This window comes from Aeribacillus sp. FSL W8-0870 (assembly GCF_037963755.1).
Classification (GTDB): Bacteria; Bacillota; Bacilli; order Bacillales; family Aeribacillaceae; genus Aeribacillus; species Aeribacillus composti.
Window position 1 is genome coordinate 2,088,748 of record NZ_CP150165.1, and the last position, 13,706, is coordinate 2,102,453.

General features: G+C 37.4%; 9 protein-coding genes. All 9 read left to right on the forward strand.

Annotated features, from left to right (window positions below):
- Positions 1-909 precede the first annotated feature (909 nt).
- The 9 genes from NSU02_RS10075 to NSU02_RS10115 all read left to right on the forward strand — a co-directional run bounded on the left by NSU02_RS10075 (position 910) and on the right by NSU02_RS10115 (position 13,665).
- Positions 910-1,869 carry a bile acid:sodium symporter family protein gene (locus NSU02_RS10075; protein ID WP_339192809.1) on the forward strand — a complete coding sequence of 320 codons (960 nt, stop codon included), beginning with the start codon at positions 910-912 and terminating at the stop codon, positions 1,867-1,869.
- 942 nt (positions 1,870-2,811) lie between these two features.
- Complete coding sequence (locus tag NSU02_RS10080; RefSeq protein ID WP_327873792.1) at positions 2,812-3,006, forward strand: hypothetical protein; 195 nt, start codon at positions 2,812-2,814, stop codon at positions 3,004-3,006.
- Between the two features lie 1,192 nt (positions 3,007-4,198).
- Positions 4,199-4,426: a hypothetical protein gene (locus NSU02_RS10085; RefSeq protein WP_339192811.1), complete on the forward strand. Its 228-nt coding sequence runs from the start codon at positions 4,199-4,201 to the stop codon at positions 4,424-4,426.
- A gap of 13 nt (positions 4,427-4,439) precedes the next feature.
- Positions 4,440-4,988, forward strand: a complete 549-nt coding sequence (locus NSU02_RS10090; RefSeq protein ID WP_339192812.1) for an NERD domain-containing protein — start codon at positions 4,440-4,442, stop codon at positions 4,986-4,988.
- Positions 4,989-5,727: 739 nt separating this feature from the next.
- A complete protein-coding gene (locus tag NSU02_RS10095; RefSeq protein WP_339192813.1) occupies positions 5,728-7,302 on the forward strand; it encodes a Vga family ABC-F type ribosomal protection protein in 1,575 nt (524 codons plus the stop codon).
- A 901-nt stretch (positions 7,303-8,203) separates the two neighbouring features.
- Positions 8,204-9,124, forward strand: a complete 921-nt coding sequence (locus tag NSU02_RS10100; RefSeq protein ID WP_339192814.1) for a putative RNA methyltransferase — start codon at positions 8,204-8,206, stop codon at positions 9,122-9,124.
- Positions 9,105-10,568: an ABC-F type ribosomal protection protein gene (gene abc-f, locus NSU02_RS10105; protein WP_339192815.1), complete on the forward strand. Its 1,464-nt coding sequence runs from the start codon at positions 9,105-9,107 to the stop codon at positions 10,566-10,568. Before NSU02_RS10100 ends, abc-f begins: the two co-directional genes overlap by 20 nt.
- Before the next feature lie 1,214 nt (positions 10,569-11,782).
- On the forward strand, positions 11,783-12,430 hold the full coding sequence (locus NSU02_RS10110) for a TetR/AcrR family transcriptional regulator (RefSeq protein ID WP_339192816.1): 648 nt from the start codon (positions 11,783-11,785) through the stop codon (positions 12,428-12,430).
- Positions 12,431-12,522: 92 nt separating this feature from the next.
- Entirely contained in the window at positions 12,523-13,665 is a 1,143-nt protein-coding gene (locus NSU02_RS10115) for an acyl-CoA dehydrogenase (protein ID WP_339192817.1), read from the forward strand.
- The last annotated feature ends 41 nt before the right edge of the window (positions 13,666-13,706 follow it).

The following is a 13,706-nucleotide window of genomic DNA, read 5'->3' on the forward strand; positions in this document are numbered from 1 at the left end:
AGTAAAGTGGAATTAAGTGCGAAAAAGGGAAATATAAAGCGAAAGTTTTCAAAAAAATTAAGAAAAGTAAACATTTCACGCCTTTTTATTGCATATTTATATTTTATTCAAACAAAGCATATACGACAAAATGGGATGTCTATTTAGATGGCATCCTCTTTTTTTGTTTTGGAGAAAATGGATTATGTCATGTTCTTCGCATGGAACTGTTTTTAACCTGCAGTTTAAAAAAAAACATTGACTATCCAGTCAATTTTAATAACGAGATTTAACAAAAAATTGGATAAGGAAATTAAATGTAGTATAATGTAAAAAAATGTCTCGAGGATAATCAATGACTCTGGTCTCTCCCGTTTTTTATTTTTCCACAGTCAAGGAAACCAATCTGCAAGTAAACCGACGATCAGCGTGCAAAATGAAAATACTATATTTAATTAAAGGCGATCCAGCCAATTTGCGAATACGATAAATGCATTGATGTTCCCAAAATCGAAAACACTCAGGAACAACCGACTGCATGGCTTCATGTCAATTGACCGATACTGATTGCAATTAATATTGGATAGATCGTCGTATATACACGGGTACACTGGTCAACGTTTGTTTGCATCGTTTTCCTCTCCCAATAATTAATGAATAGTACATTATAATTCTTCTGGGTATTCCAGAAGCCATTAAGAGCGTTAATCCTTATAAATCAACAATATGAATGAATTTCATCACTCTAAATCCTTGTACATCAAAAGTTTCAAAACAAAAAAGAGTGCCCACAAAATATAAATAAAAAAGGAAAACCATACTCTTTACAGGTTTTCGTTATATAGTAACCTATTATTTTTATAGTTGAAACTTTTCGAATATTAAAAGTATAATAGCTGTTGTATTCATAAATTGGAAGGGGAAGAAATAATGGGGACTCTTGTCAAACTAAGCAATTTTGTCAGCAATACTTTTGCAATTTGGGTATTAATATTCGCAGCATTAGCTTTTTTTGAGCCAAAAGCATTTACATGGGTCGCCCCATATATTGTGCCGCTGCTAGGTATCGTTATGTTTGGAATGGGATTGACCTTGTCAGCCAATGATTTTAAGGAAGTCTTCGCACGTCCGATAGATGTGCTGATTGGGGTAATCGCCCAATTTTTTATTATGCCGCTTTTGGCCTTTTTGCTCGCTACCTTATTGCCTGTTTCACCTGAAGTAGCGATCGGCATCATTCTTGTTGGCTGCTGTCCTGGCGGAACGGCTTCCAATGTCATGACGTATTTGGCAAAAGGTGATACGGCGCTTTCAGTCGCTGTTACGTCCGTGTCAACCCTGCTTGCTCCCATTTTAACACCGTCCTTAATTTTGCTGCTTGCAGGGAAATGGCTATCCGTTTCAGCCGGTGCTCTGTTTTGGTCAATCGTGAAAGTTGTACTTATTCCTATTATTCTCGGACTGATTGTACAAATGTTGTTTAAAAAACAAGTAAAAGCAACCGTTCAAATTCTTCCGCTCGTTTCCGTTATCGCTATTGTGGCTATCGTGGCTGCTGTCGTCGCTCAAAACCAGCAGGCTATCGCAAAAAGCGGGCTTCTTATTTTCCTTATCGTCGTTGCTCATAATGGGCTTGGATTGCTGCTCGGCTACTGGTTTGCGAAGCTGCTTAAAATGTCAGAACCGAAACAAAAAGCGATTTCGATTGAGGTCGGCATGCAAAATTCCGGACTTGGAGCTGCGCTGGCGACTGCTCATTTTTCGCCTCTTGCCGCTGTTCCAAGCGCAATTTTTAGCGTTTGGCATAACATCTCTGGACCGATTGTGGCGACCTATTTCCGTAAAAAAAGTGAAAAGAAGGAAAGCAATCAATCAACGATTACAACATGATCTATAAAGATTAGCAGCACAGACCAATGACAAAGGTCTGTGCTGTTATTTGTGCGCCCGGCATGGGTGTAATCTATAGGGTGAAAGTCCCGAGCTGCGAAGGCAGAAGTAGCAGTTAGCTTAACGCAAGGGTGTCCGTGGTGACGCGGAATCTGAAGGAAGCGAGCGGCAAACTTCCGGTCTGAGGAACACGAACTTCATATGAGGCTAGGTATCACTGGGTGAGTTTGCAAGACAAAACAAAGCCCTTTCTGCCGAAGGTGATACAGAGTAAATGAAGCAGATGGATGGAAGGAAAGATTACACTCTTACCCGGGGAGGTCTGGCTGGCACGCCAAGTAACCTTGGTAACCTATCTAGTGATAGATAGCTGAACAGTCAGAAGTCAGCAGAGGTCATAGTATTAGTTGGTCTAGAACAACTAAGAAGGACCGAACAATTAAGAGAGAATAGCCCTTGGCATTCAGTGAGTCATGATGAACACAGAAAACGTAGTACCTCACTTGAGGGAGGAAGCGGTGAATCCCGTGGGAGATCTCTTGGAGGGTGGAGTGACCACTGGCATAAAGAGAACAGCTATTCACGGAAGTTATAAAGACTTGCGTCAATTATCTTAATTGAACCGCCGTATACGGAACCGTACGTACGGTGGTGTGAGAGGACGGGAGTTAATCGCTCCCTCCTACTCGATTTGTAGTAAAAAGTGGTACTTGAGTTACTTTAAGGGCTAAATCTGTTGCTGTTGTTCCGTTAGGCAGCTCGCCAACAAGTCTTACTCCGATGACCGTGACAGATCCAGAACTATGAGAGTTCGTACTAAAAACTGGCCAACTTCACTGTCCTTATCAGAATCTGTTTTAAAATATTGGATCCATGAGATCGTGTATAAGAAAAGTGAATCGATAAGGTTATGTGAAGATTTCTACAAATCATTGAAGAGGAATGAATAATTGGCAAAGTGTAATGGCATTCGTAGTTAGAATGGAAAAAATTTTTGATCAATTCAGCTGTGAAATTTTCCATAATCACGCACAGTTTGAAATATGGGCGCAGTTTTATAAGGTGGCGTTTTCAATTTGCCGAATCATTCCACATGATTGTTCCAAAACGGCGTTGGCGAATTACAGCAGTGTGTAAAAGTCAATCCATTAAGACAGAAGCAGGTAAGTTTCTGCTTTTTTTAGTTTTATGACAATATTCGACAGCATTTTTTTGTCTATTATGTATATTTTGGACTAGAAAGAGTCAATAGAATAAGAGAGAAAAGTCCTACTTGATTTTAAGCTTTGAAATTCAAAATGCATTACTACAAATTTGAACGCATGAGAAAAGCTGGGAAAGCTAATGAAGAAACGTTTATAAACATTTAATCAGTAAATTTCTTGAGGGTGCAATTTAAAAATGTGCAGCTACAAAATTTTTTTCGAGCAGATCATTCAAAACTGTATTAGTAAATTGACTTATTATCTATTACATTAACGATCATCATGGATACAGTGTTCGTTTTCAAAAAAAGGGAGTGGGAAGTATTAAAAAAGATCTTTCATCGCTTAAGAAGGTTAACTTAAAATGATGAGAAAGCTTTTTGTTGCGATCACCGACGAATTACTAGTTGGCAAATTATAAGAATTAATGTTTCGGCTAAATGAATAAAGCTTGATTAGAGTATTATTTTTAACATTTGTCTTTTTGAGCTAAAACTAACATTATCATGAGTGTATTCGGCATTATCAGGACTTTTAGAAATAATTTTAGGTTTATATGAGTAAAAAAAGCGTTAATAGGTAAGACGATACCCTTTATAAATGTTTTTTGGCATTGGGAATCGCTTCAAGGTAACTGATTAAATATTCATTCGTATTTAGTGATTAATTGTGACAAAGATTAAAAATATAAATTTCAATAGCTTGGGAGGTTAATATGGGAGATGTTCAATCAAAAACAGTCAATGCTTTTTGTCTTTTCCTTGTAACGATTCACTTGCTTGTTCTCTATTCGTTCGTTTTTATGACAGACAAATTAGATACTAGGCTTGGGCAAATGGGTTCTCTGATTACATTAGTTTTAGGAATAGTCTTTTGTTATCAGTCCTTTAAAATTAAATCCCCGTTTAGATATATTTTGCTAATAACAACGGCTTTTGTATCAATTTTAGCAGTACTAGTATTGCTGATATTCTTAATTGCTTGTTTTTAAAAGAAGGATTATGCACTCCTTTATATTGTTTCAACAATTTATGCTGAAAAAAAACAATACGATAAGAATTGAAAGAAATCAATAAAGCAGTCTGCAACAGTATACAGTAGATGCAGCAAGGAAGGGGAATACAATGAATACGAATCTTTTCTATACATTCCTTCTTTTATTCTTGTTTGCCTTGTTAGCAAGATGGTTCAAATCGAAAGAAGCGGAATGGCTTGGATCGCTTGGAGAATATAAAGTCCGAAAAGAAATAAATAAGATAGAAGAATCGTCTGAAAAATACAAATCTTTTCATGACTTGTATATTCCGAAACAAGATGGCTCCAGCGCAAATAGATCATATTATTCTTTCTGATCATGGGTTGTATGTGATTGAAACCAAAAATTACAGCGGTTGGATTTTTGGTGATGAAACGTCAAAATATTGGACACAAGTCATTTACAAACGAAAAGAAAAATTTCTTAATCCAATTTTTCAAAATAAAGGTCATATCAAGGCGTTAAGAAACTGGCTTGGGGAGGAGTTTGCACATATACCAATTCACTCGGTCGTCGTGCTTCTGCCGCGGGCAAAGTTCAAATCAGAAGTTCATTTTTCCAATGCATACGTTATTTATCCAAAACAGCTGAAACAAGTGCTTGAGCAGCATAGAACAAGCGAGATCGACGGAGAAACAAAACAACAGTTGATTCGAAAATTAGAAACTGTCATTGTCAAGAACAAGCAGCAACAAAAAGAAATAAAAAAGCGGCATGTACAAACGATTCAAACAAAAAGAAAGCAGGAGGATCGATATATTCAGCAAAACCGCTGTCCGAAATGCGGCAGCGCTCTAGTAATCAAAAATGGAAAATATGGAAAATTTAAATGCTGCAGCACCTATCCCAAATGCAGGTTTACACAAAAGATTCGCTAATTTTCTCTGTTGTAGAATAATTGAGGGAGCAATTGTACTCCCATGAAATATGAGTTAAATTCCAACTTCTGTGTGTGAACTCGTTTTATGGTTGGCTAACGAAACAATTTTTTGCAAGGAGCAAAAAAAGTTACATGTTATTAACATAAGAACTACCATTTAATCATTTACTCTCGTAAAGCTGCCCTTGCTGCATCCATATATTCAATCCTCTGCAGGCGCGATCATAAATCTTTTGTTGTTCATCAAATGCAGTTGGGACGTTTTCTAATCCCAAAAATACCTTGATACGTTTTATTATTGTTTCGTAATATTTAATTTTGTCAGGCTGTCGATGTGTAAACGTGACGAAACTCCTCGAATGCTATTTATGTATGAGTTGAATGTAAAAAATTTGTTCCATTAACAAAAATGTTTTTTATTTACAAATAACATTTGACAATTCTTAGTAAATCGTTTATAGTAAATTTAAACTTAAGATCGGAAGGGTGAACTGACCTAATGAAGTACTAATCCTATTTATGAAAGGTTACAATTGAAGGCTATGTTTAGCAGACAATCTCTGCTGTGTTTGCAATGACTTCAATTGTCTTTTTTTCAGAATAGGATTGGTCTTCTATAGGTGGATCTAAAAGAATAGTTTCTTTTTGGTGTGCCCCTAAATATTTATGCCTCCTATTCTGAATGTATATAGGAGGCATTTTTTTGTCTCCTAAGTTAGTACAAAGGAGATGTTCATATGCTCTTATTAGAAGCTCATCATATAAAGCACTATGTACAGGATCGTTTATTACTAGATGTGGATCGATTGGAAATCCATCAAAAAGATCGAATTGGATTAGTTGGTCGAAATGGAAGTGGGAAAACGACGTTACTTCATATTTTAGCTAAAAAAATTTCTTCAGAGGAAGGGAGCGTTATTCAACATACTCAATTTGAACTTTTGCCGCAGTTTAAACGAACAGATACAACAAAAAGCGGTGGTGAAGTGACGCAAGAATATATTCAAAAAGCTTTTGTGAAAGATCCAGAGCTTTTACTTGCAGACGAACCAACGACAAATCTCGATACAGACCATATTGAATGGTTAGAAAAGAAACTGAAAGAGTGGCAGGGGGCATTTATCATTGTTTCACATGATCGCGAATTTTTGGATACTCTTTGTACGACCATATGGGAAATCAATGAAGGAAAGATTAAGGAATATACAGGCAATTACAGCGATTATGTAAAACAAAAAGAAGTAGAGAGACGTCAAGAACAGTTAGCGTATGAAAAATACGAGAAAAAGAGAAAGCAGTTAGAAGAAGCATTAAAATTAAAAGAGAAAAAAGCGGAAAGAGCAACAAAGACTCCTAAAAAGGTAAGTAAATCAGAGGCGAAAATTACTGGAGCGAAGCCGTACTTTGCCAAAAAGCAAAAGAAGCTGCAAAAAACAGCGAAAGCCATTGAAACGAGATTAGAAAAACTTGAAAAGGTAGAAAAAGTGAAAGAACTCCCGCCGCTTAAGATGAACTTGCCGAATGCAGAAGCGTTTAAAAATCGAATTATCTTACGTGTAGAGGATGTAACAGGCAGGATTAGCGAACGTGTACTTTGGAGCAATGCAAGCTTCTATGTACGCGGTGGTGATAAATTAGCGATTATCGGTCCAAATGGAAGTGGAAAAACGACGCTTGTAAAAAAGATCATCAACGAAGAGCCTGGCATTACACTTTCCCCGGCTGTGAAAATGGGGTACTTTAGCCAAAATTTAAATATATTAGATGTGGAAAAATCTATTATTGAGAATGTCCAGTCTTCTTCTAAACAGAATGAAACACTTATTCGGACGGTTCTTGCGAGAATGCATTTCTTCAGAGATGATGTATATAAGCCAGTAGAGGTTTTGAGCGGCGGTGAGCGGGTAAAAGTTGCGCTGGCAAAACTATTTTTAAGTGATATCAATACGTTAATTTTAGATGAACCGACGAATTTTCTTGATACGGAATCTGTTGAAGCATTAGAGTCTCTTCTAAAAGAGTATGAAGGAAGCGTGATCTTCGTCTCCCACGATCGCCGATTCATTGAAAATATCGCTACACGAATTTTGGCAATACGTAATCAAAAGATTGCACTTTTTGAAGGAACCTATCAGCAATATAAACATGCTCAACTGCAAAAAACTCGAGACACTGCAAAAGAAAAACGTCTCTTACTCGAAACAAAAATATCAGAAGTACTAAGTCGCTTAAGTATCGAACCATCTAAAGAATTAGAAATGGAATTTCAAAAACTTTTACGAGAAAAAAGGGAATTGGACAAGTTTGAATAATTGCGAAGAATTCTTTTTTGAACCAAAGGTAATTTCGATGTATAGCTTTTATTTAAAGAGCAATACCAATATCGTCTTGGACAGTTGAGCAAAAAATACAGAAAAGATTTTACAGGAAGTGATGAAACTGCTTGGATCACGATCATTTAAAGCTTATAAAATGATCACGTGTATGTGTTAAGCACAAAATGCTGTCACAAACTTCAGGTATTATTGTTTTCTAAAGGGATCAGATGGTGGAGAATCAGGGAGATTAATGGACAGCTTCTTCAAGAAAATGTTGTATAAAAGCGGAATAATTGCTAGTTTTCTTTGACTTTTTCAGATAAGATCTCTATAATAATCGGTGTACTGAAAATTTAAAGGAGGATTATTAAAAAGTGTATTCTGTCAGATTGCGTTTCCCAGCTTTGAACTAAGTAATTAAATACGTTCAAAGGCTCTGCTTGTGAATGCAGAGTAATGGGAGCAGTCTGTCCTTTTTTAATAATCTTCATTTCATATAGAAAATATGTAATATGAAGACAGACGGGTCTCGTCTGTCTTTTTTATATATGTATAATTATCCTTCTTTTATTTAGCAAAAGGAAGGTTTATCCCGCTTTAACGGGCAATAAGTCCCCGCTTCAAGACTAAATATAATAAGTCTAAGTGGGGAATAACTGCCCGTAAAAGCCCGATTGGTTTAGCTAACCATCAGTGGGGATGAAGGCCGATTAAAAACGCAGCGTCATCATTTCTCTCATCGGCACTAGCACATGTCGCCCACTGATGGAAGTTTCACTTTATTTGGTGACGGCTTTAAATAGCCCCGTAATTTAAATAAGGATGGGTCTTCTTCCCTTTACTCTGAATCACAGGCAGATCGCCTGTGTTTTTTATTTGGAAAGGGAGAGATCACATGACCAAAAAAATCAAAAGTGCAGAACTTGTTAGTGAATTTGTAGCGGTATTCAGATGTCCACTCTGTAAAAGTTCGATGAGGGTTGTTGATTTGAAAAGCCTAATATGCTCTAAAAATCATACTTTTGATTTCACTAAACAAGGATATGTAAACTTGATGACTCGTTCCTCTACTAGTCATTACAAGAAGGAATTGTTTGAAGCAAGACGCAAAATCATTATGGAAAGCGACTTATACACATTCGTGCATGAAGCGATTGCAAGGTCGATAAAGGAGTATATGGACGTTTCTTTTAAACCTTTAATGGTTGCAGATGTAGGGTGCGGAGAGGGCTCCCATTTACAAAGGATTTTGGACGAATGTAAGGTTTCGGCAATGACTGGGGTTGGTCTTGATATTTCAAAGGAAGGCATTGCCATGGCTGCGAAGAGATACGAAAACCAAATTTGGATGGTAGGCGACTTGGCAACATCACCGCTTGCGGATCAATCGTTTCATGTAATTCTAAATATCTTATCTCCTGCCAATTACAAAGAATTCAAGAGGATATTAGTCGAAGATGGACTTGTCATTAAAGTTATTCCTCGTCCTCATTATTTGAAAGAGCTGAGAGATGAACTATTTGATCATAACGAAAAAAAGTTCTATAAAAATGATCAAACAGTGTCGCTTTTCAAAAAACATCTCCATCTACTGGATGTGCAGCATTTATGTTACACAAAGAACCTTAATAAAGCTGATCTTAAACACTTGGTGCAAATGACCCCGCTAGCATGGTCTGCGGATAAAGGGCGTATTGATGCGTTTATAAATCGGGATTCGGCTGAGATCATGGTGGATTTGGAAATTTTAGTAGGCGTAAAGAAAACATTTGCAACAAGAATGGGGGCTGCGAATCATGGAAAAAGTATTGATTGAGTTAAATAATATTGAAGTTTCATTTTCCGGCCAACTTGTATTAAATATTCCTCGACTGGCCGTACACCAATTTGATCGTATCGGGATTGTCGGAAAAAACGGGGCCGGAAAGAGTACGTTGTTGAAGCTTTTGGCAGGCCAAATTACGCCTGATAAAGGTCAAGTACATCGCTTTGCCGATTTTGCTTATTTTGATCAGCTGTCAAGACCGGTTCAACGTGAAATCGATTATAAATTGCTAGGAAGGTTGTCAATCCCGCAAACAGAAGTGAAAAATTTAAGCGGCGGAGAACAAACTCGTTTGAAATTAGCGGAAATTTTCTCCACCTATCATGAAGGTTTATTAATAGACGAGCCGACAACACACTTAGATGAGGACGGTGTGCAGTTTTTCATTGATGAGCTAAGTTATTACTATGGCGCGCTTGTTCTTGTAAGCCATGATCGACATGTGCTAGATGAACTCGTTACAAAAATTTGGGAGGTAGAAGACGGGCGTGTAACGGAATATACGGGGAATTATTCAGACTACGCAGAACAAAAAAAGCTCGCTCGGAATAGACAGCTTAAAGAGTACGAAAAATACGTGAAAGAAAAAACGCGTCTTTTAAAAGCAGCTGAGGAGAAAATGAAAAAGGCTGAAAAAATTACTCAGCCAAATAAACGTATGTCAAAAAAGGAAACAAAAGCAAAGGCAAATAAAATGTTTATGACGAAATCAAAGGATACAAGCCAAAAGGCGATTCAACGTGCAGCAAAAGCGATTGAGCAGCGTGCGGAGCAACTCGAAGCAGTAGAGGCGCCAAAAAAGGAACAAACCCTTTATTTTCCTCAGTCAGCTGCTCTCAAGCTGCACAATAAGTTTCCCATTATGGCGGATCGATTGACGCTTAAGGCAGGAAATAAAATTCTGCTTAAAGAAGCCAGTTTCCAATTCCCATTAGGGAGCACGATCGCTATCACAGGAAAAAATGGTTCAGGGAAAACAACACTCCTTCGTCATATCATCCAGCAAGGGGAAGGAATTATTCTTTCTCCGAAAGCTGTCATCGGATCATATAAACAAATGGGCTATCAATTTGAAAAGAACGAAACAGTAGTTTCATTTATGAAAGAACGAAGCGACTATCATGAAAGTAAGATTCGTGCAGTTCTGCACGCAATGAATTTTACAGGAAATGATTTAGAAAAGAACGTCCGCAATTTAAGCGGTGGCGAAGCTATCCGTCTAGTTTTGTGTCAACTATTTTTAGGAAGATACAATATACTGATTTTAGATGAACCGACCAATTTTTTGGATGTTTTTTGTATTGAAGCGTTAGAGCGTTTTTTAAAAGGATATGAAGGAACTGTTATCCTCGTATCGCATGATCGCATGTTTATTGATCGTGTCGCAGATCATATATATGTCATGGAAAACCAACAATTGAAGCTAAGAAACTGAAGCAGGGAAGACGTTCCTGCTTCTTTTTTTATAAGAATCCTTTTTAGGCGGGTGACTTTTTAATAAGAAATTGTATAGTGTGAACGCTTATTTTTTAAAAATAGAACTATGTGCTAAATGAACATTGAAACAAAATAATGAAAATAATTAAACAAGAAGGTAAAGGAAAAATGGAAGTTTAAGGAGAAGAAAAAGGATTAAAAACAGAGAATTCTTTAAAGGGCATCAAACAGAAGCATTCACTCTAGAGCAAACAATCAAAATAAATTTGCTATTTACTGATTGTAAAGTTTTTAATAAAAATGTTATGTTAACTGTATGGTGAGTCGGGATACAACCAAAGATTCCAGCCCTTTGTTTCTTTGTGATACAGTTAGAAAAAAGAGGATGGGTGATTGGGAATCATTCATTTTTCCATTGGTCATGTTTGCTTTTCTTATTGCTTTTGCACGTGCAGTGTTCTTTGTAGTCAAATCATTAGTCATGAGAAAAGTTCAGCACAAATTGATAAGAAGCTGGATAGAATCATTGAACTGTTTGAGAAACAAAGCAAAGGATAACCTATTCTTTTAGACGGTTTAAGGAGGCCATTTTACAACATAGAATTAGACAAAAACTAACCCAAAAACATTGTGTCTGAGGGGGAACGATTGCCTTCAGGGAGATTTCAAGAAGTACCTATTTATCCAACTGCACTCAAATGTATGCCGATCCTGCGGCACGAACATTGTATCTGTACCAATGGATGAATTTGGAATGAGAATTTATGAAACATGCAAACTTAGATTAATACATACTATTCCGGAATTTTTTTAAGTCAGGAAAGAAGAAAAAAGCAACTATTAACTCTTGTGCGAAGATATCAAACGATTGTTTTATAAGAGAGAACAAATCAAAGCAATATCTGTGTCTTCTTGATCAGTTCCTTACCTACAACATTCATCTGGCAACCCGATGTATCATGTCTTGATAGCGATGGTTAGATTTAAAAAATCCTAAACGGTACTGCACAAGCAAACTAAGGAGTTCAGTAAACGCTTTCGAATAAAAAATTCTTCTGTACAAAAAAGAAAATACCCACAAAATTTTGACTCAATCTTATTAAACGAGGATTGACATTTGGGGCATTTATTACGTATTTTATAAATAACAGCTATAAAATATTTAACTTTTCTGAAAATTGTGTTAATATAAGCTGATGAAGGAGATTTTCTATGGCAAATAAAACTTTAAAAGAAAGAATTATCGATACGGCTCTGCATCTTTTTGAACAATACGGCTATCATGGGGTTACTGTCGATCGGATTGTCACAGAAATCAACGCATCAAAAGGCGGCTTTTATCATAATTTTAAATCAAAAGATGAACTTCTTTATCACATTCACGATGTGTTTATCACCTATGTGCTCAACAAGGCACAGGCGGCCTATGAAAACTACAAAACCCCTACAGAGCGTTTATGTGCTATTATCCAATCATTTGTGAAAGTATTTCATTTATATAAGCCGCATATAACGGTGTTTTATCAAGAAAGCAATTATTTAAAGCCGGAGTATGCACAAAAAATTAATGAAAAGCGTGATGAGTTTAAGCAGGTGATTTTTCGGGTCATTCGCGAAGGAATTGACGCAGGCGAGTTTCGCCCAGAGCTTTCAGTGGAAATTACAGGCATGACGATTATTGGCATGGTGAACTGGACGTATAAATGGTATAAGCCGGAAGGACCGATGACAATCGAGCAAATTGCCGACTATTTTATTGATTTTATTCTGCATTCTGTCCTTACAGAAAAGGCTAAGCAAAAGGCGGAAAATATCATTTATTTCATCAAAAGCAAGCAGACTTCGCTTCAATCATTTTAAAATTTAAAAAATGATTTTTAGTTAACGTAAATTTTTCGTAAAAAACCGACTAGTCGGTTTTAGAATAATATGTTAGAAATGGGGGAGAGAGCATGAATTTTGAACTTACAAAAGAGCAACAGATGATTAAAGAAATGGTAAGGGAGTTTGCTGAGAAGGAAATTGCACCAAACGCAGCGAAATGGGATGAAGAAGCCTATTTTTCCATCGAAATATTCAAAAAGATGGGAGAGCTAGGGCTATTGGGAATCCCGTTCCCAGAAGAATATGGCGGAGCTGGTGGCGATACGATTTCATATGCTGTTGCTGTAGAGGAAATTGGCCGCGCCTGTGGCGGAACAGGTCTTAGCTATGCTGCTGCTGTCTCATTAGGTGCAAGCCCTATTTACTATTTTGGTACAGAAGAGCAAAAGCAAAAGTGGCTTGTTCCAATGGCCAAAGGAGAGGCGTTGGGAGCGTTTGGGTTAACTGAACCGAATGCCGGTTCAGATGCTGGCGGAACCCGAACGAGAGCGGTGCTTGACGGAAATGAATATGTGATTAATGGAGAAAAATGCTGGATTACGAATGCAGGGCATGCAAGACAAGTGATTGTCACCGCAGTGACCGGAAAGGATGACAAGGATAAAAACATCATCTCTGCTTTCATTGTTCCAACAAACGCTCCGGGATTTACGATTCAATGCAATTACGACAAAATGGGTGTCCGTGCCTCGAATACGTGCGAGCTTGTGCTTGAAAATGTACGCGTGCCGAAAGAGAACATATTAGGGGATCCGGCAAAGGGATTTAAGCAATTTTTATATACTCTAGATGGCGGTCGCATTTCGATTGCTGCTCTTGCCGTTGGCATCGCTCAAGCCGCGTTTGAGAAAGCGCTTCAATATGCGAAGGAACGGAAACAATTTGGTCAATCCATTTCTAAATTCCAAGCGATTCAATTTAAGCTTGCCGATATGGCGATGGAAATCGAATTAGCCCGCAGCATGGTGTATAAAGCGGCCTGGCTAAAAGATCAAGGGAAACCGTTTACAAAAGAAGCCTCTTTCGCTAAACTGTTTGCTTCTGAAGCTGGCTTCCGCATATGTAATCAGGCAGTTCAAATTCATGGAGGATACGGGTATATGAAAGAATATGGGGTCGAGCGCCATTTGCGCGATATTAAGCTCATGGAAATTGGTGAAGGCACATCAGAAATTCAGCGGCTCGTTATTGCCCGTCAGCTTGGATGTTAAAGGACAGAAAAAATGGAGAGGATGAAAATTTATTTAAACAA

Coding starts and splice junctions, on each gene's coding strand:
- NSU02_RS10075 (WP_339192809.1), top strand. CDS start 910: ATGGGGACTCTTGTCAAACTAAGCAATTTTGTCAGCAATACTTTTGCA.
- NSU02_RS10085 (WP_339192811.1), top strand. CDS start 4,199: ATGAATACGAATCTTTTCTATACATTCCTTCTTTTATTCTTGTTTGCC.
- NSU02_RS10100 (WP_339192814.1), top strand. CDS start 8,204: ATGACCAAAAAAATCAAAAGTGCAGAACTTGTTAGTGAATTTGTAGCG.
- abc-f (WP_339192815.1), top strand. CDS start 9,105: ATGGAAAAAGTATTGATTGAGTTAAATAATATTGAAGTTTCATTTTCC.
- NSU02_RS10080 (WP_327873792.1), top strand. CDS start 2,812: ATGAATAATTGGCAAAGTGTAATGGCATTCGTAGTTAGAATGGAAAAA.
- NSU02_RS10095 (WP_339192813.1), top strand. CDS start 5,728: ATGCTCTTATTAGAAGCTCATCATATAAAGCACTATGTACAGGATCGT.
- NSU02_RS10110 (WP_339192816.1), top strand. CDS start 11,783: ATGGCAAATAAAACTTTAAAAGAAAGAATTATCGATACGGCTCTGCAT.
- NSU02_RS10115 (WP_339192817.1), top strand. CDS start 12,523: ATGAATTTTGAACTTACAAAAGAGCAACAGATGATTAAAGAAATGGTA.